We start from the raw sequence: 18,286 nt of genomic DNA, 5'->3' as shown, positions 1-18,286 counted from the left end.
CTGCCCGGGTGGAAAATCGGTGGCGTAACGTCGGCATGGGGAGTGGGCGGAATGGGGGCTTTTGTGGTGCGCCGCGTATGGCAGATGCTGCCGACGATGCTGGGCGTGGTGCTGCTGGTGTTTATGTTGTTTAACTGGGTCGGCGGCGATCCGGCCTATCTATTGGCCGGCAAGATGGCCAACGCCGAGGCCATCGCCAACATCCGCCACCAGCTCGGCGTCGACCGGTCCTACCCGGCGCAGCTGTGGATTTTCATGCGCCAGATCGCCACCTTCGACTTCGGCCTGAGCTGGGCGACCGGCGAGCCGGTGTCGCACATCATCGCCACGCGGCTGGGGCCGTCGTTGACGGTGCTCATTCCGCTGACCTTGCTCGAAACGCTGATCGGCATCGCGCTGGCGCTGGCGGTCGCCTTCGTGCGCGGCTCGCGCACCGACCGCGCGGTGATGATCGCCTGCACCGTCGGCATGTCGGTCAGCATCCTGGTGTACATCATCGTGCTGCAATACGGACTGGCCTACAAGCTCGGGCTGTTTCCGGTGCAGGGCTGGGGCCAGGGCCTGGGCGAGAACCTGCTGCGCTACGCGGCGCTGCCGATCCTGATCGGGCTGGCCGTGTCGATCGCGCCGACGTTGCGGCTGTACCGCAGCTTCGTGCTCGACGAGGTCGGCCAGGATTATGTGCGCACCGCGCGCGCCAAGGGGCTGGGCGAGCGGCGCGTGATGTGGGTGCATGTGCTGCGCAACGCCGCCATTCCGATCGTCACGCACGTGATGGCCAGCCTGCCGGCGTTGCTGATCGGCGCCTTCCTGCTGGAGCGTTTCTTCGGCATCCCCGGCATCGGGCGCGAGGTGATCCTGGCCGTCGAGCGCAGCGATTTTCCGGTGATCAAGGCGATCACCGTCTACGTGGCGGCGGCGACCATGGTCTTCAATCTGCTGACCGATGTGATGTACCAGGCGCTCGATCCGCGGGTGAAGCTCGCATGACGGGCGCGACCCTGGCGGGGCCGCCGGCCGGCCTGTGGATGCTGGCCTGGCGCCGGCTGCGCGCGGACCGGGTGGCGATGCTGTCGCTGGCGGTGGTGGCCGCCTTCCTGCTGATGCTGGCGCTGTCGGCCGGCGGCCTGGTGGCGGCGGATTGGGAAGACGAGGTCGGCGTCAATTACGCGCCGCCGGGGTTCGTCGGCGCCGCGGCCGGCGCCGCGCCTGCGCCCGCGGCGGCGCGGGCCGCGTTGCCGGACAATCCCTTCGATCCGCTGGCCGACGATATCCGGGCCTTGAAGGCCGGGCTGGCCGCGCGCGGCGCTGCCGCGCCCGCGCCCGGCCGCCGCGCGACCTTGCCCTTCGGCGGCGATAAATGGGGCCACGACATCGTCAAGAAGACGATCAAGGGCGGCGAGACGTCCATCGTGGTCGGCCTGGCGGCGGCCGCGCTGGCGGTCGGCATCGGCACCGTGTTCGGCGCGCTGTCCGGTTACTGGGGCGGCGTGGTGGACGACGTCTTCAACTGGTTCTACAGCATCTTCACGGCGATTCCGTCGGTGCTGATGATCCTGGCGGTGGCCGCCGTGCTGCAGCAGCGCGGCGTGGCCACCATCGTGCTGATCCTCGGCCTGACCGGCTGGACCGGCCCGTACCGGCTGATCCGCGCCGAGTACATCAAGCACAAGGGGCGCGAATACGTGCTGGCCGCCGACGCCATCGGCGCCTCGCACTGGCGCAAGATGTTTTCGCACATCTTCCCCAATGTCAGCCATGTGGCGCTGGTGCAGTTGTCGATCCTGGTGGTCGGCTTCATCAAGGCCGAGGTCATCCTCAGCTTCCTGGGCTTCGGCGTGCCGGTCGGCGTGGTGTCCTGGGGCAGCATGCTGAACGAGGCGCAGAACGAGTTGATCCTCGGCCGCTGGTGGCAGTTGACGGCCGCCGCCATCGCCATGGCGTTGCTGGTGACGGCGTTCTCGCTGCTGACCGACGCGCTGCGCGACGCCCTCGATCCGAAGGTGAAATGATGGCCGACGACATGTTGCTGGAAGTGAGCCAGTTGCGGATCGCCTTCCGGGTCGAGCGCGACACGGTCGTCGACGCGGTCAAGGGCGTGTCCTTCAGCGTGCCGCGCAACGGCACGGTGGCGCTGGTGGGCGAGTCGGGCAGCGGCAAATCGGTCAGCTCGCTGGCGGTGATGGGGCTGCTGGCGCCCGACACCACCGTCATCGGCCCGGCGAGCAGCATCCGCTTCGACGGCCGCGAGTTGCTGTCGCTGCCGGCGTGCGGGCGGCGCGCGTTGTGCGGCAAGGAGATCGCGATGATCTTCCAGGAGCCGATGTCGTCGCTCAATCCGGTGTTCACCGTGGGCGCGCAGATCGGCGAGGTGCTGCGCCTGCATCTGGGGATGGGGCGGGCGCAGGCGCGCCGCCGCACGCTCGAGTTGCTCGACGAGGTGGGCATTCCCGATCCGGCGGTGAAAATCGACGCCTATCCCAGCCAGTTGTCCGGCGGCCAGCAGCAGCGCGTGATGATCGCCATGGCGATCGCCTGCGAACCGAAGCTGCTGATCGCCGACGAGCCGACCACCGCGCTCGACGTGACGATCCAGAAGCAGATCATGGAACTGATCGCCGGTTTGCAGAAGCGCCGCGCGATGGCGGTATTGCTGATCACGCACGATCTGGCGCTGGTGGCGGAGATCGCCGACCACGTGGTGGTGATGCGCCATGGCGAGGTGCGCGAGGCCGGCGCGGCGCGCCAAGTGCTGACCGAACCGGCGGACGCCTATACCAAGGCGCTGCTGCATTGCCGGCCGAGGCTGGACCAGCGGCCGTGGCGCTTGCCGGTGATCGCCGATTTTATGAACCCGGCCGGAGAACGCCGGCGCCCCGACCAGGCGCCGGAGCGCGAGCGCCCTGCCGGCGGCGACATCGCCGAAGGGCGGGGCGTGACCTTTTTGCACCCGCTGCAGCGCGAACGCGGCTACCGGCCCGACGACCAGCCGGTGCTGGTGGTGAACAACCTGAGCAAGAGTTTTTACCTGCGCGACGGCTGGTTCGGCAAGCGCGAGTTCAAGGCGGTCGACAATGTGTCGTTCACGCTGGCGCGCGGCAGGACGCTGGGCGTGGTGGGGGAGTCCGGTTCCGGCAAGACCACGGTCGGGCTGACCCTGCTGCGGCTGCACCGGGCCACCGGCGGCAGCGCCATGTTCGACGGGCGCGACCTGCTGTCGATGACGGCGCGCGAGTTCCAGGCGTATAAACGGCGGATCCAGATCATTTTCCAGAATCCATACGCGTCGCTGAACCCGCGCTTTACCGTCGGCCAGATTTTGCTGGAGCCGATGCGCATCCACCGCATCGGCGCCGACGACCGCGAGCGGACCGCCGCCGCGTACGCGCTGCTGGACAAGGTCGGCTTGCCGGCGTCCGCGTTCCAGCGCTATCCGCACGAGTTTTCCGGCGGCCAGCGGCAACGGATCGCCATCGCGCGTTGCCTGACGATGAAGCCGGAGATACTGGTGTGCGACGAGTCGGTGTCGGCGCTGGATGTGTCGGTGCAGGCCCAGGTGCTCAACCTGTTGCAGGATCTGCAGGACGAGTTCGGTCTGTCGTACATCTTCATCTCGCATGACCTGTCGGTGGTGAAATATATCGCCGACCAGGTGATGGTGATGCGGCACGGCGCCGTCGTGGAGATGGCCGATTCCGACCAGTTGTATCGCGATCCCGAACATCCGTACACCCGGACCTTGCTGGCCGCCATCGCGGGGCGCGCGCGGGACGGTTAAGCGATTTTTAAGTTAAGATATACAGATGCCGAACTTAATCCACCTGCTGCAAGAATATGGCGTACTGATCGTGTTTGCGATCGTGCTGATCGAGCAGATCGGCATGCCGATTCCTGCTTATCCGATCCTGATCGTCGCCGGCGCCTTGTCCGTCGATGGCGACTTCAGCTGGCCCGCCGTGCTGGCGGCGGCCATCTTCGCCTGTTTGCTCAGCGACGGGTTCTGGTTCCGCATGGGGCGCTTCTATGGCAAGCGCATCCTCAAGCTGCTGTGCAGGATTTCGCTTTCCCCTGATTATTGCGTCAGCCAGACCGAGGACAGCTTCACCAAGTGGGGGCCGAAGATGTTGATCGTGGCCAAGTTCATTCCCGGGTTCAATACGATCGCGTCGCCGCTGGCCGGCGCCATGGGCACGCGGTACCAGGTTTTTCTCGGCTACAGCGTGCTGGGCGGGGCGCTGTGGAGCGGCACCGGTATTCTGATCGGCGCGTTCTTCCATTCCAGTATCGATTCGGTGTTGACCACCTTGAGCGACCTCGGTTCGACGGCGCTGATGGTGTTGCTGGCGCTGCTGGCGCTGTTTGTCTCGTATAAGTATGTGGAGCGCAAGCGTTTCCGCCAGTCGGTGCAGATCGACCGGGTCACGGTGGACGACTTCAAGCAACTGATGGAAGAGGGGCACGACCCGGTGCTGGTCGACGCGCGCAGCGTGACGGCGCAGATGCTGGAGCCGGCGATTCCGGGCGCGCTGCTGTTCAAGGGCGGCGAGCCGAGCACGGAGATCATCGCGTTGGACAAGCGGCGGCATATTGTTGTGTATTGCAGCTGCCCCAACGATGTGACGGCGGCGCAGGTGGCCAAGGAGTTGAAGGCGCACGGGTTCACGCTGGCGCGGCCGCTGCATGGCGGCCTCGATGCGTGGAATGCGCGCTTCGGCACGCCTGAGCCTGCCGCCAACGAGGCGATCGATACGGCGCCGGCGGCGTAAGCGGCTTGTGGCCCGGCCCGGCCAAGCCAGGCCAGGCCAGGCCCGGCGGCGCCGGTGCGGCCGGCCGGGTAGTCATACTACTCAAAATAAATTCTCAAAAGTAATTTCGTGCGGCAAACGGCACAGAACTGTACTAAAACTACAAACTTCGCTTGCCTGAAATAGTGGAAATACCTTAAGCTTAGGCCTCAACTATTTTCGACCGACCATGACAGCCCAGTCCCTTCAATCGCCATCCTCCCCGACCACCGACTACATCGGCGGCCCGCGTCTGCTAGCGGATATCGGCGGCACCAACGCGCGCTTCGCGCTGGAGACCGCCCCGGGCACGATCGAGGCGATCGAAGTGCTGCCGTGCGCCGCCTATCCGACCATCGCCGACGCGCTGGTCGCCTACCTCGGCTCGCCAGCGGTGGCCGGCAAGGGCGTCACCGGCATCCGCAATGGCGCCATCGCCATCGCCAACCCGGTGACCAGCGACATGGTGCGCATGACCAACCATCACTGGCAGTTCTCGATCGAGGCGCTGCGCCGCGAAGTGAACTTCGACATCCTGGTGGTCGTCAACGATTTCACCGCGCTGGCCAGCTCGCTGCCGCAACTGTCGGCGACGCAAAAACACCAGGTCGGCGGCGGCGCCGCCGTTCCGGGCACGCCGCTGGGCCTGATCGGCGCCGGCACCGGCCTGGGCGTTTCGGGCCTGATTCCCGGCAAGGACGGCTGGACCGCGCTGCTGAGCGAGGGCGGCCACGTCAGCTTCTCGCCGGTCAACGCCAAGGAAGTGGCGATCCTGCAATTCGCCTGGAAAGAATTCGAACACGTCTCCGCCGAGCGCCTGATGTCCGGCGCCGGCATCGAGCTGATCTACCGCGCGCTGGCCGACCAGCAAGGCGTCACCGCCGAGCCGCTGAGCGCGGCCGACATCTCCACCCGCGCGCTGGCCGGCGAATGCGCGCTGTGCGACGACGTCATCGAGACCTTCTGCCGCATGCTCGGCACCATCGCCAGCAACATCGCCATCACCCTGGGCGCGCAGGGCGGCATCTATATCGGCGGCGGCATCGTGCCGCGCCTGGGCGACCGTTTCGACAAGTCCGGCTTCCGCGCGCGCTTCGAACAAAAGGGCCGTTTCAACAAATACCTGTGCCAGGTGCCCACCTGGGTCATCACCGCCGAATACCCTGCCTTTGTTGGCGTATCCGCAATCTTGTCCGAACGACTTGCTGCTGCGTAAGGCAAGTTACACATCGATGTGACCGAAACGCGCGTTTTGCGCTTTTATCAGGTACAATTCGGCTTGTAGGATGAAACGTCATTGATTGGTCTCGCATGTTTTCGCCCGAAAATCGCGTTTCGCAATCGCGTTTCACGTAGAAAAGCGGCGGCCTCGGTCGTCGTCGGCATGCCTCTCTCTCCCGCCCGGCGCGTATCGCCCGGGCTCGGAAAACAGCTTCAGCGAGTACTCCGGCAGGCGGCATTTCGAATGCGGCCACTGCCTCACTGAATGTGATTGATTTCTTTCTTTGCATGACAATGCAACCACAAGATTGCTATGGATACAGCTGAGGCTAAAAGAGTCCTCGAAACCGCCTTGCTATGCGCCCATGAGCCGTTGTCGATCCACAGTCTGAAGAAGCTGTATGTCGATGTCGATGACCAGGGCAGGCCGCGCGGTCCCGGAGTAGGTTCCGATACGATCAAGGAATTGCTGGAAGAACTGCGGCTCGATTGGGCCGGCAAGGGTATCGAAGTGGTCAGCCTGTCGACCGGCTGGCGCTTCCAGAGCCGCCCGGAGATGAAGCCGTACCTGGACCGGATGAATCCGGAAAAACCGCCCAAATATTCGCGGGCGACGCTGGAAACGCTGGCGATCATCGCGTACCGGCAGCCGGTCACGCGGGGCGATATCGAAGAGATACGCGGCGTAGCCGTCAATTCACAGACGATCAAGATGCTGGAAGACCGGGGCTGGGTAGACGCCATCGGTTACCGCGACGTCGTGGGCCGCCCGGCGTTGCTGGGCACGACCAAGCAGTTTTTGGATGATTTGGGATTGAATTCGCTGTCCCAGCTGCCGCCGTTGCAGCAATTGAGCGATGTGCAGGGCGGCGGTCCGGATATGGAAGCGCTGGAGGCGGCCCTGCAAGAGAACTTTGATAAAGCCGCGCACAGCGAAAGCGTCGCGCAACAACGAGATGGTACGGATAGCGAGTTGCAAGTGGCCGACGAAGCAGTAGACGCCGCGACTAGCCCGGAAGCCGGCCAGCAAGCAATCAATCACGACCATGCGCCAGATTTAACGGTTGACGCTGAGCACAACCAAGAAACGAATAATGAACAAATCTAATACCCCTGAGACAGTCAACGACGCCACCGCAGAAGTGGTCGCCAAGCCAAAACGCCGCACCAAAGCACAGATCGAAGCCGATGCGGCCGCGTCGCCGACCGCCGGCGCCGCCGAGGCGGCGCCTGCCGTCAAGGCCAAGCGCAAGCCGAAGGCTGAAGCCGCCGCGCCTGCCGCCGCTGCGCCAGTCGCCGCTGCCGTCGCCGCCGACACTCCCGCGCCGGTGAAAAAGCCGCGCGCCAAACCGGTCGCCAAGGTAGCCGTCGAGGTTGTCCAGGCTGTTGAATCGGCGCAAGCCGCGCCGGCCGCGCCAGCGGACGCGCCGGCCAAGGCGCCGCGCGCCAAAAAACCAGCCGCCGCCGCCACGGCGTCGGCCGAATCGCCGGCGCCGGCCGTGGCAGTGGAAGCGCCAGGCGCTCCTGCCGCGGTGGTTGCCGGTGCCGAAGGCCAGGAAGGCCAGCCGGCCGGCCAGCGCGAGCGCAGCGAGCGCGGGCCACGCGGCCCGCGCGGTCCGCGCCAGATGCGCGAGCAACGCGCGTTGCGCGAAGCGACGATGCCACGTCCGGAGCCGGTGGTCGCGGCCGAAGGCGAAGTGGCATCGGCCGAAGAGGGCGCCGAGCCGAACGGCAAGCCGCGCAACGAGCGTGGTCCGCGTCCCGAAGGCCAGCAGCGCAACGGCAAGGGCGGTCGCGGCGGCAAGGGACCGAAGCCGCAGCGCGTGCATGGCGCCTTCGGCAATGTCGGCAAGGGCAACGACGCCGATGCCGCGTTCTCGTACGTGACCTCGGACGCCTTCGACAGTGAAGAAACCGGCAAGGGCCGCAGCGCGCCGAAAGCCGTGCGCCGCGACCTGACGTCGGAAGACGACGCGCCGAAGCTGCACAAGGTGCTGGCCGAAGCCGGTCTCGGCTCGCGCCGCGACATGGAAGAGTTGATCGTTGCCGGCCGCGTGTCGGTCAACGGCGAGCCGGCCCATATCGGCCAGCGCATCCTGCCGGCAGACGCGGTGCGCATCAACGGCAAACTGCTCCAGCGCCGCGTCAGCAAGAAGCCGCCGCGCGTGCTGGTGTACCACAAGCCTGCCGGCGAGATCGTCAGCCATGACGATCCGGACGGCCGTCCGTCGGTGTTCGACCGCCTGCCGACGATGAAGGCCGGCAAATGGCTCGCCATCGGCCGCCTCGACTTCAACACCGAAGGCTTGCTGCTGTTCACCACTTCCGGCGACCTGGCGAATCGCCTGATGCACCCGCGCTACAGCATCGACCGCGAGTACGCGGTGCGTACGCTGGGCGTACTGGAAGAGGGCATGCGCCAGAAGCTGCTGGCCGGCGTCGAGCTGGAAGACGGCCTGGCGCAGTTCTCCAAGATCGCCGACGGCGGCGGCGAGGGCATCAACAAGTGGTACCGCGTGATCATCGGCGAAGGCCGCAACCGCGAGGTGCGCCGCATGTTCGAGGCGATCGGCCTGACCGTGTCGCGCCTGATCCGTACCCGCTACGGCGCGATGACCCTGCCAAGCAGCTTGAAGCGTGGTCGTTGGGAAGAGATGGAAGAAAACACCGTGCGCGACCTGCTGGCCGCCTACGGCGTCGACAAAAAAGGCAGCGATGCGCCGGCGGCCGCGCCGCGCGGCAAAGGCCCGCAGCAAGCCAAGCCGACCGCGCAGAACAAGGGTCCGGAAAAGCGTCCGCAGCGCGGCCGCGCCGATTTCGACGACCGCGACGATGACGACGACGAGGATGATGGCGACGAGCCGAACTTCAACCGCGCCGATGTCAGCAACGACAACGCGATGCCTTTCGCCAAGCAGCAACGCGGTCCGCGTTTCGGCAACCAGGGCCGTCCGGGCAATGGCGCCGGTGGCGCCGGCGGTCCCAACGGCGGCGGCAATGGCCGTGGCGCGCAGGGCTCGGGCCGTCCGGGTGGCAATGGACAAGGCGGCCAAGGTGGCGGCCAGGGCCGTCCAGGCGGCGCGCAAGGTTCGGGTCGTCCGGGCGGTCGTCCGCAAGGCATCGGCGGTTACGCCGGTGGCCGTCCGCTGGGCGAAGGCCCGGCGCGCAGCGCCGGTGGTGGCCAGGGCCGGCCGCAAGGCCAGGGCCGTCCGCAGGGGCAGGGCGGCCAAGGCGGCCAGGGTGGTATGGGCGGCGGCCAGTCGGCCAAGGGTCCAAGCCGCGGTCCGCGCCAGCCCGATCCGCTGCAGACCACGTTCGGCTTCGGTAACGCCGGCGCGCCGCGCCGCAACCAGCCGCCGCGCGGCGGTGCGATCGACCACGGCATGCCGCGTCGCCGCAAGGGTTAATTGCTGTCCGGCGGCCAATCAGGCCGCTTGTTTTCTGGTCCATCGACCTTATTTGTGTTATGCGCCGATTGCAGCGAAGACCAGATAAGGTTATAATAACCAGCCTAGTAAAAGTTCTTCGCGGGTAGCTCCCACAGGAATCCTTTCATCTGGCTAGGTATTACAGGAAGATGGGCAGATGCCCATTTTTTTTTTGTTAAAGCGTTTTGTACGGTCTGCTTTGAGTAATTGCAAACAGGCCTTGATTTGGAGAATTTCTTGCAGCTGCCGGAACTAATTGAAAAGACCGTCATGGGTCTGGGCTACGAGCTGGTTGATGTCGAACGGGCCGAGCGCGGAGTCTTGCGCGTGTTTATCGATTTCAGCGCAGCCGACGCGGAAGAAAAAGGCCCGATCACCGTGGAGGATTGCGCCACGGTAAGTCACCAGCTGTCGCACGTGCTGACAGTCGAGAACGTCAATTACGAACGCCTCGAAATTTCGTCGCCGGGTCTGGATCGTCCGGTGCGCAAGCTGGAAGACTTCGTGCGTTTTGCCGGTTACGAGATAATCGTCAAGCTGCGCACCGCAATGCCGGGTACGAACAACCGGAAATCGTTCCAGGGCGTTCTGCAAGAACCCCAGGGCGATAATTTGTCGTTGGAATTTGATAGCAATGATGGTCCGGCGCTGTTGGAGTTTACGCTCGCCGACGTGGATAAGGCACGCTTGGTGCCGCAGGTGGATTTTAAGGGACGCAAAGCATGAGTCGCGAAGTTTTGTTATTGGTAGACGCGCTGGCGCGTGAGAAAAACGTCGATAAGGATGTGGTTTTCGGCGCGCTGGAATTCGCGTTGGCGCAAGCCACGAAGAAACGCTATGAAGGTGAAGTCGATATCCGCGTTTCGATCGACCGCGAGTCGGGTGAGTTCGAATCCTTCCGCCGCTGGCACGTCGTCCCCGATGAAGCGGGCCTGCAGCTGCCGGACCAGGAAATCCTGCACTTCGAAGCCAAGGAACAGATTCCGGACATCGAAGTGGACGACCACATCGAAGAACCGATCGAGTCCGTCGAATTCGGCCGCCGCTTCGCGCAAGACACCAAACAGGTGGTCCTGCAGCGTGTGCGCGACGCCGAGCGCGAACAGATCCTGGTCGACTTCCTCGAGCGCGGCGACTCGCTCGTGACCGGCACCATCAAGCGCATGGAACGCGGCGACGCGATCGTCGAGTCGGGCAAGATCGAAGCCCGCCTGCCACGCGACCAGATGATTCCGAAGGAAAACCTGCGGATCGGCGACCGCGTGCGCGCCTTCATCCTGCGCATCGACCGCAACATGCGCGGCCCGCAAGTGATCCTGTCGCGCACCGCGCCGGACTTCATCATGAAGCTGTTCGAGCTGGAAGTGCCGGAAATCGAACAAGGCATGCTGGAAATTAAATCGGCCGCCCGCGACGCCGGCGTGCGCGCCAAGATCGCCGTCTACACGGCCGACAAGCGCATCGACCCGATCGGTACTTGCGTCGGCATGCGCGGTTCGCGCGTGCAGGCCGTCACCGGCGAGCTGGGCGGCGAGCGCGTCGACATCGTGTTGTGGTCGGAAGATCCGGCGCAATTCGTCATCGGCGCGCTGGCCCCGGCCAACGTGTCGTCGATCATGGTCGATGAAGAGAAGCACGCGATGGACGTCGTTGTCGACGAGGAAAACCTGGCGATCGCGATCGGCCGCTCCGGCCAGAACGTGCGCCTCGCTTCCGACCTGACCGGCTGGAAGATCAACATCATGACGGCCGAGGAATCGGCCGACAAGGCAGCCCAGGAAACCGCGGCGGTGCGCGCACTGTTCATGGAAAAACTGGACGTCGACCAGGAAGTCGCCGACATCCTGGTGGAAGAGGGCTTTGCCAGCCTGGAAGAAATCGCTTACGTGCCGATCTCCGAAATGCTGGAAATCGAATCGTTTGACGAAGATACCGTCAACGAACTGCGCACCCGCGCCCGTGACGCCCTGGTCACCGAAGCGATCGCTTCGGAAGAAGGCCTGGAAGGCATGGACGAGGCGCTGGTCGGTCTGGAAGGCATGGACCGCATCACCGCCGGCAAGCTGGGCCTGGCTGGTATCAAGACTGTCGATGCATTTGCTGCACTGGCCTACGACGAATTTGGCGCCATCCTGGCCCTGTCCGCCGACCGTGCGCGCGCACTGATTACAAGTGAATTTGAAGATGTGACCGACGATGAGATGAAGTTGGTTGACTCGAAGTACGACGATCGTGCCAAAGGCCTCCAGGCCAAGGCATGGAGTCTTGCCGAATCTGCAAAGGCATAATTTGAGTATCTTTATCATCTCCGCGACACATAGAAAAGAGGACTGAATGGCGAGTAACAACGTAGCCCAATTTGCCACCGAACTGAAGATGCCTGCAGATTTGCTGCTGACGCAGCTGCGTTCTGCCGGCGTCGAAAAAAGTTCGACGTCAGATCCATTGTCGAAAGATGATAAGGATAAGCTGCTTGATCACTTGCGTCGTACCCACGGCGCATCGGCTGATACCGAAAAGAAGAAGATCACGCTGACGCGCAAAGAAACCACTGAAATCAAGCAGGCCGACGCCAATGGCAAGGCCCGCACGATTCAGGTCGCTGTGAAGAAGGTTCGCACCTTCGTCCAGCGCGACGAGCCGGTCGCCGCTCCCGCCCCCGCCCCCGTGGCGCCGGTGGTGGACGCGGCCGAGGTGGCCCGTCGTGAAGAAGACGCCCGCAAACAGGCCGAACTGATCGCGCGCCAGGAAGCCGAGCTGCGCGAGAAGCAAGACCGCCTGGCCAAGCTGGACGCCGAGAAGGAAGCCCAGGCCAAAGCCACGGCCGCCGCCGAAGCCGAAGCGAAGAAGGAAGCCGACGCCGAAGCGAAGAAAGCCGCCGCCAAGGCAGCGGCCGCCGCGACCAACGCCGGCGCCGCGGCGCCAGCGCCGGCCGTCGACGCCGCAGCGGAAGAGAAGAAAAAAGCCGCGGCGGAAGAGGCCAAGAAGAAGGCCGCCGCCGCCGCCAAGGAAGCCGCTGAAAAAGCCGAAGCCACCGACCGCGCCCGCAAGGCCGTGGCGGACGAGGTCGCCCAGATCAAGGCCATGATGAACGCGCCACGCCGCGCCATCAAAGCCCCTGAGCCAGCACCGGTGCCAGTCAAGGCCAAGGTTGCCGAAGGCACCTTGCACAAGCCTGCGACCGGCGCCGTCGCCAAGCCTGGCGACAAGCCGGGCGACAAGAAGCCGGTCACCGCCGACAAGAAGTCGATCAAGTCGGCCAATGTCTCGTCGACCTGGTCGGACGACGCCAAGAAACGTGGCGCGCCGGGCAACACCGCCAACAAGGGCCGTGGCAACACCGGCACCGGCGGCCGTGACGGCTGGCGCAGTGGTGGCAAGAGTGGCGGCCGTCGTGGCTCGCACTCGGACGACCGCGAAACCAACTTCCAGGCGCCGACCGAGGCGGTCATCAAGGACGTGTACGTCCCTGAAACGATCACCGTGGCCGAACTGGCGCACAAGATGTCCGTCAAGGCATCCGAGGTCATCAAGCAGCTGATGAAGCTGGGCCAGATGTGCACCATCAACCAGGTGCTGGATCAGGAAACCGCGATGATCCTGGTCGAGGAGATGGGCCACAAAGCCTTCGCCGCCGAACAGGACGATCCGGAAGCGCTGCTGGCGGACCAGGGTGAGCACGCTCACTTCGAGTCGGTCTCGCGCGCACCGGTGGTGACCGTCATGGGTCACGTCGACCACGGTAAGACCTCGCTGCTGGATTACATCCGCCGCGCCAAAGTGGCGTCGGGCGAAGCCGGCGGCATTACCCAGCACATCGGCGCGTACCACGTGGACACCCCGCGCGGCATGATCACCTTCCTCGATACCCCGGGTCACGAAGCCTTTACGGCGATGCGTGCCCGCGGCGCGAAAGCGACCGACATCGTGATTCTGGTGGTGGCCGCCGACGACGGCGTGATGCCGCAAACGAAGGAAGCGATCGCCCACGCGAAAGCGGCCGGCGTGCCGCTGGTTGTCGCGATCAACAAGATCGACAAACCGGGCGGCAACGTCGACCGTGTGACGCAGGAACTGGTCGCCGAACAAGTGGTGCCGGAAGAATACGGTGGCGAATCGCCATTCGTGCCGGTCTCGGCCAAAACCGGCGTCGGTATCGACGCCCTGCTGGAGCAAGTGCTGCTGCAGGCCGAAGTGCTGGAGCTGAAAGCCCCGGTCGACGCGCCAGCGCGTGGTCTGGTGGTCGAAGGCCGTCTGGACAAGGGCAAGGGCCCGGTCGCGACGATCCTGGTGCAGTCCGGTACCTTGAAGCGCGGCGACGTGATCCTGGCCGGCTCCTCGTATGGCCGCGTGCGCGCGATGCTGGACGAGAACGGCAAGCCGATCAACGAAGCAGGTCCTTCGATCCCGGTCGAAATCCAGGGTCTGACGGAAGTGCCGCAAGCCGGTGAAGAAGTCATGGTCATGGCCGACGAGCGTAAAGCCCGTGAGATCGGTCTGTTCCGTCAAGGTAAGTTCCGCGACGTGAAACTGGCCAAGCAGCAAGCCGCGAAGCTGGAAAACATGTTCGACCAGATGGCCGAAGGCGAAGTCAAAAACCTGCCGATGATCATCAAGACCGACGTGCAGGGTTCGCAGGAAGCACTGGTCAGCTCGTTGCAGAAGTTGTCGACTTCCGAAGTGCGCGTCCAAGTCGTGCACGCCGCGGTCGGTGGCATCACCGAGTCGGACGTCAACCTGGCGGTGGCCTCGAAAGCGGTCATCATCGGCTTCAACGCCCGTGCCGACGCACAGGCGCGCAAGCTGGCCGAGTCGAACGGCGTGGACATTCGCTACTACAACATCATTTACGATGCGATCGACGAAATCAAGGCGGCGTTGTCGGGCATGCTGGCGCCGGAGAAGCGCGAAACCGTCATCGGCCAGGTCGAGATTCGCCAGGTCATCCTGGTCTCGAAGGTCGGCGCGGTTGCCGGTTGCCTGGTCACCGACGGCGTGGTCAAGCGCGCCTCGTCGGTACGCCTGCTGCGCAACAACATCGTCGTGTGGACCGGCGAGATCGACTCGCTCAAGCGCTTCAAGGACGACGCGAAAGAAGTCCGCGCCGGTCTGGAGTGCGGCCTGTCGCTGAAGAACTACAACGACATCCAGGTTGGCGACACCCTGGAAGTGTTCGAAGTTCAGGAAATCGCCCGTACGCTGTAATCGTTACGGACAGTAGTAATAGACAGCAGGGCTAGGCACGGTGGACGGGGGCAACAGCTCCCGTCCACTTGCCGTTTATGGAAAGCAGTACCGAATCATGGCAAAACACAGTAAAACCATTCCGCAGCGCGGTCAGCGCGTCGCGGACCAGATCCAGCGCGATCTGTCCGAAATCATCGCCTACGAGTTGAAAGACCCACGGGTCGGCATGATCACCATCACCGAAGTGCAGGTCACGCCGGACTATGCGCACGCGAAGATCTTCTTCACGATGCTCAAGGACAGCCCGGAGCAGGTCAAGCAGACCGTCGAAGGCCTGTCGGCCGCCGCCGGCTACATGCGCGGCCAGCTGGGCAAGCGCTTGCACATCCACACCCTGCCGGCGCTGCACTTCGTGCACGACACGTCGACCTCGCGCGGCATGGAACTGTCGCTACTGATCGACCAGGCCAACGCCACGCGTTCGCTGGACGACGACCAGGCCAAGCCGGCCGACGAGAACAAAGACGGCGCCGAATAAGCCTTTCGGCCCCCTCCATGAAGCAAAATCATCCTAAAAAAGTCCGCGACCTGGTCGACGGCGTGCTGTTGCTCGACAAGCCGGTCGGCTTCTCGAGCAACGATGCACTGATCAAAGCCAAGCGCGTGCTCAACGCCAAGAAGGCCGGCCACACCGGCACGCTCGACCCGTTCGCCACCGGCTTGCTGCCGTTGTGCTTTGGCGAAGCGACCAAGTTTTCGCAGGACTTGCTGGAAGCGGACAAGACCTACGAGACCACGGTGCACCTGGGCCAGAGCACCGACACCGGCGACACCGAGGGCGAGGTCATCGACACGCGCGACGTCGATGTCACACTGGATCAGATCCACGCGGTGCTGGAAAAGTTCCGTGGACCGATCGCGCAAGTGCCGCCGATGTATTCGGCGTTGAAGCGTGACGGCAAGCCGCTGTACGAATACGCGCGCGCCGGCATCACGCTGGAGCGCGAGGCGCGCAATGTGATCATTCACAACTTGGAGCTGGTGGCGTACGAGGCGCCGATGCTGAAGCTGTCGGTCACGTGCAGCAAGGGCACGTACATCCGCGTGCTGGGCCAGGACATCGGCGAAGCGCTCGGTTGCGGCGCGCATTTGAACGCGCTGCGCCGCACGCAGGTCGGCCCGCTGACGATGGACAACATGATCACGTTGGAAGCGCTGCAGGTGCACGCCGAACCGTTGACTCTGCTGGCCCCGGTCGACGCCTTGTTGGCCAGCTTCCCGGCGGTGCAACTGAACGCCGAGCTCGCCAAGCGCTTCCTCAACGGCCAGCGCCTCGCCTTGGGCAAGGAGCCGGTCGCGGTGCCGGCCGAGCAGGGCAGGGTGCGCGTCTACCTCGACGACAAGCTGCTGGGCACGGCGCTGCTGGGCGAATACAGCATCCTCGCCCCCGAGCGCCTGATCGCCTTCACCGCGCCAGAGGCCGCCGCCTAAACCTCGGGGTCAAGTCTGTCATTCGGACACGGCCTGGACCGTAGAGAGGCTTTTAAACCTCGGGGTCAAGTCTGTCATTCGGACACGGCCTGGACCGTAGAGAAGCTTTAACGCCGGGCTCGTGTCCGAATGACAGACTTGACCCCCGGGGTTTGGAAAGCAACTCTTTGAAAATACTCGATTTTTTTAAGGAGTTGCAACGCAACATGCTATACTACGCGGTTCCAGAAATTGGCTAAGAAGTTGTAGCCCACGAACATCCCGGAATACCCCCCGTACAGTTTGTACGCACCCGCAGTTTTTCAGCAAATATAACGACCATGTCTACTACAAAACGCGCAATTCGTAACATCGCAATCATCGCCCACGTTGACCACGGCAAAACCACCCTGGTGGATCAGCTGCTGCGCCAGTCCGGCACCTTCCGTGAAAACCAAGCGGTCGATACCCGCGTCATGGACTCGAACGACCTCGAAAAGGAACGCGGCATTACGATTCTGTCGAAGAACTGCGCGGTTGAGTACGAAGGCACCCACATCAACATCGTCGACACCCCAGGCCACGCCGACTTCGGCGGCGAAGTGGAACGTGTGCTGTCGATGGTCGACTCCGTTCTGCTGCTGATCGATGCGCAGGAAGGCCCGATGCCACAGACCCGCTTCGTGACCCGCAAGGCACTGGCGCTGGGCCTGAAGCCTATCGTCGTCGTCAACAAGGTCGACCGTCCGGGCGCACGTCCTGAATGGGCGATCAACCAGACCTTCGAACTGTTCGACAAGCTGGGCGCGAACGACGAGCAGCTGGACTTCCCTATCGTCTACGCCTCGGGCCTGAACGGCTACGCCGGCCTGACCGAAGACGTACGCTCGGGCGACATGAAGCCGCTGTTCGACGCCATCCTGGAACACGTTCCAGTACGCGACGACAATCCGGAAGGCCCGCTGCAGATGCAAATCACGTCGCTGGACTACTCGTCCTACGTCGGCAAGATCGGCATCGGCCGCGTCAACCGCGGCACCGTCAAGGTCGGCCAGGACGTGCTGGTCATCAACGGCCCAGGCGCCACCCCGATCAAGGGCCGCATCAACCAGGTGCTGAACTTCAAGGGCCTGGAGCGCGTGCTGGTCGATGAAGCCGTCGCCGGCGACATCTGCCTGATCAACGGTATCGATGAAATCGGCATCGGCTCGACGCTGTGCGCCGTGGACACCCCGGAACCGCTGCCGATGCTGACCGTCGACGAGCCTACCCTGACCATGAACTTCATGGTCAACAACTCGCCACTGGCCGGCCGCGAAGGCAAATTCGTGACCTCGCGCCAGCTGCGCGACCGTCTGGACAAGGAACTGAAAGCCAACGTCGCGCTGCGCGTGGCGCCAACCGACGACGACACGATCTTCGAAGTGTCGGGCCGCGGCGAGCTGCACCTGACCATCCTGATCGAAAACATGCGTCGCGAAGGTTTCGAGATGGCCGTGTCGCGTCCGCGCGTGGTGTTCAAAATGGTCGATGGCGTGCGCCACGAGCCGTTCGAGCAACTGTCGGTCGACGTTGAAGAAGCCAACCAGGGCGGCGTCATGGAAGAGCTGGGCCGTCGTCGCGGCGACCTGCAAAACATGGAATCGGACGGCAAGGGCCGTGTGCGTCTGGAATACCGTATTCCCGCACGTGGCCTGATCGGCTTCCAGGGCGAATTCATGACCCTGACCCGCGGTACCGGCCTGATGAGCCACGTGTTCGACGCGTACGCGCCGGTCGACAACACCAAGGGCGAACTGGGCGGCCGTCGCAACGGCGTGCTGATCTCGCAGGACGACGGCGCCGCCGTGGCCTACGCCATCTGGAAACTGCAGGATCGCGGCCGCATGTTCGTGGTCCACAACGACCCGGTGTACGAAGGCATGATCATCGGTATCCACTCGCGCGACAACGATCTGGTCGTCAACCCGATCAAGGGCAAGCAGCTGACCAACGTGCGTTCGTCGGGTACCGACGAAGCGGTGCGCCTGGTGCCGCCGGTTCAAATGTCGCTGGAATACGCCGTTGAATTCATCGACGACGACGAACTGGTCGAAATCACGCCGAAATCGATCCGTCTGCGCAAGCGCTTCCTGAAAGAGCACGAGCGTAAAAAAGCGTCGCGCGAATCCTGATCGGTTTGCACGCTTGACAAGA

General features: G+C 64.0%; 13 protein-coding genes. All 13 read left to right on the top strand.

The window, feature by feature from the left end; translation table 11 throughout:
• Positions 1-51 precede the first annotated feature (51 nt).
• The 13 genes from BMX85_RS08995 (at position 52) to typA (ending at position 18,264) form a co-directional block, all read left to right on the top strand.
• Positions 52-990: an ABC transporter permease gene (locus BMX85_RS08995; RefSeq protein WP_090316038.1), complete on the top strand. Its 939-nt coding sequence runs from the start codon at positions 52-54 to the stop codon at positions 988-990.
• Positions 987-2,012 carry an ABC transporter permease gene (locus tag BMX85_RS08990; RefSeq protein ID WP_090316035.1) on the top strand — a complete coding sequence of 342 codons (1,026 nt, stop codon included), beginning with the start codon at positions 987-989 and terminating at the stop codon, positions 2,010-2,012. Before BMX85_RS08995 ends, BMX85_RS08990 begins: the two co-directional genes overlap by 4 nt.
• On the top strand, positions 2,012-3,778 hold the full coding sequence (locus BMX85_RS08985; protein ID WP_177196715.1) for an ABC transporter ATP-binding protein: 1,767 nt from the start codon (positions 2,012-2,014) through the stop codon (positions 3,776-3,778). Before BMX85_RS08990 ends, BMX85_RS08985 begins: the two co-directional genes overlap by 1 nt.
• Positions 3,779-3,803: 25 nt before the next feature.
• Positions 3,804-4,766: a VTT domain-containing protein gene (locus tag BMX85_RS08980; protein ID WP_090316029.1), complete on the top strand. Its 963-nt coding sequence runs from the start codon at positions 3,804-3,806 to the stop codon at positions 4,764-4,766.
• A 208-nt stretch (positions 4,767-4,974) separates the two neighbouring features.
• Positions 4,975-6,000 (top strand): glucokinase, encoded by a 1,026-nt coding sequence (locus BMX85_RS08975; protein WP_090316026.1) that lies wholly within the window; start codon positions 4,975-4,977, stop codon positions 5,998-6,000.
• 318 nt (positions 6,001-6,318) lie between these two features.
• The gene (gene scpB / locus BMX85_RS08970; protein ID WP_090316023.1) at positions 6,319-7,113 is read left to right on the top strand and encodes an SMC-Scp complex subunit ScpB; all 795 of its coding nucleotides are present in this window, start codon (positions 6,319-6,321) and stop codon (positions 7,111-7,113) included.
• Positions 7,100-9,412 carry a pseudouridine synthase gene (locus tag BMX85_RS08965; protein WP_090316020.1) on the top strand — a complete coding sequence of 771 codons (2,313 nt, stop codon included), beginning with the start codon at positions 7,100-7,102 and terminating at the stop codon, positions 9,410-9,412. The genes scpB and BMX85_RS08965 overlap by 14 nt, the downstream gene beginning before the upstream one ends.
• Positions 9,413-9,670: 258 nt before the next feature.
• Positions 9,671-10,159, top strand: a complete 489-nt coding sequence (rimP, locus tag BMX85_RS08960) for a ribosome maturation factor RimP (protein WP_090317618.1) — start codon at positions 9,671-9,673, stop codon at positions 10,157-10,159.
• The gene (gene nusA, locus BMX85_RS08955) at positions 10,156-11,721 is read left to right on the top strand and encodes a transcription termination factor NusA (protein ID WP_090316017.1); all 1,566 of its coding nucleotides are present in this window, start codon (positions 10,156-10,158) and stop codon (positions 11,719-11,721) included. Before rimP ends, nusA begins: the two co-directional genes overlap by 4 nt.
• Positions 11,722-11,767: 46 nt before the next feature.
• Complete coding sequence (gene infB / locus BMX85_RS08950) at positions 11,768-14,638, top strand: translation initiation factor IF-2 (protein ID WP_090316015.1); 2,871 nt, start codon at positions 11,768-11,770, stop codon at positions 14,636-14,638.
• A 97-nt stretch (positions 14,639-14,735) separates the two neighbouring features.
• Positions 14,736-15,158: a 30S ribosome-binding factor RbfA gene (gene rbfA / locus BMX85_RS08945; RefSeq protein ID WP_090316012.1), complete on the top strand. Its 423-nt coding sequence runs from the start codon at positions 14,736-14,738 to the stop codon at positions 15,156-15,158.
• 17 nt (positions 15,159-15,175) lie between these two features.
• Entirely contained in the window at positions 15,176-16,111 is a 936-nt protein-coding gene (gene truB / locus BMX85_RS08940) for a tRNA pseudouridine(55) synthase TruB (RefSeq protein ID WP_090316008.1), read from the top strand.
• A gap of 320 nt (positions 16,112-16,431) precedes the next feature.
• Positions 16,432-18,264: a translational GTPase TypA gene (gene typA / locus BMX85_RS08935; RefSeq protein WP_090316005.1), complete on the top strand. Its 1,833-nt coding sequence runs from the start codon at positions 16,432-16,434 to the stop codon at positions 18,262-18,264.
• Positions 18,265-18,286 lie beyond the last annotated feature (22 nt).

It is taken from the genome of Duganella sp. CF517, from assembly GCF_900110275.1.
GTDB lineage: Bacteria > Pseudomonadota > Gammaproteobacteria > Burkholderiales > Burkholderiaceae_D > Rugamonas.
The sequence above is the reverse complement of the archived record's forward strand: the minus strand, read 5'-3'. Positions and strand labels throughout refer to the sequence as shown.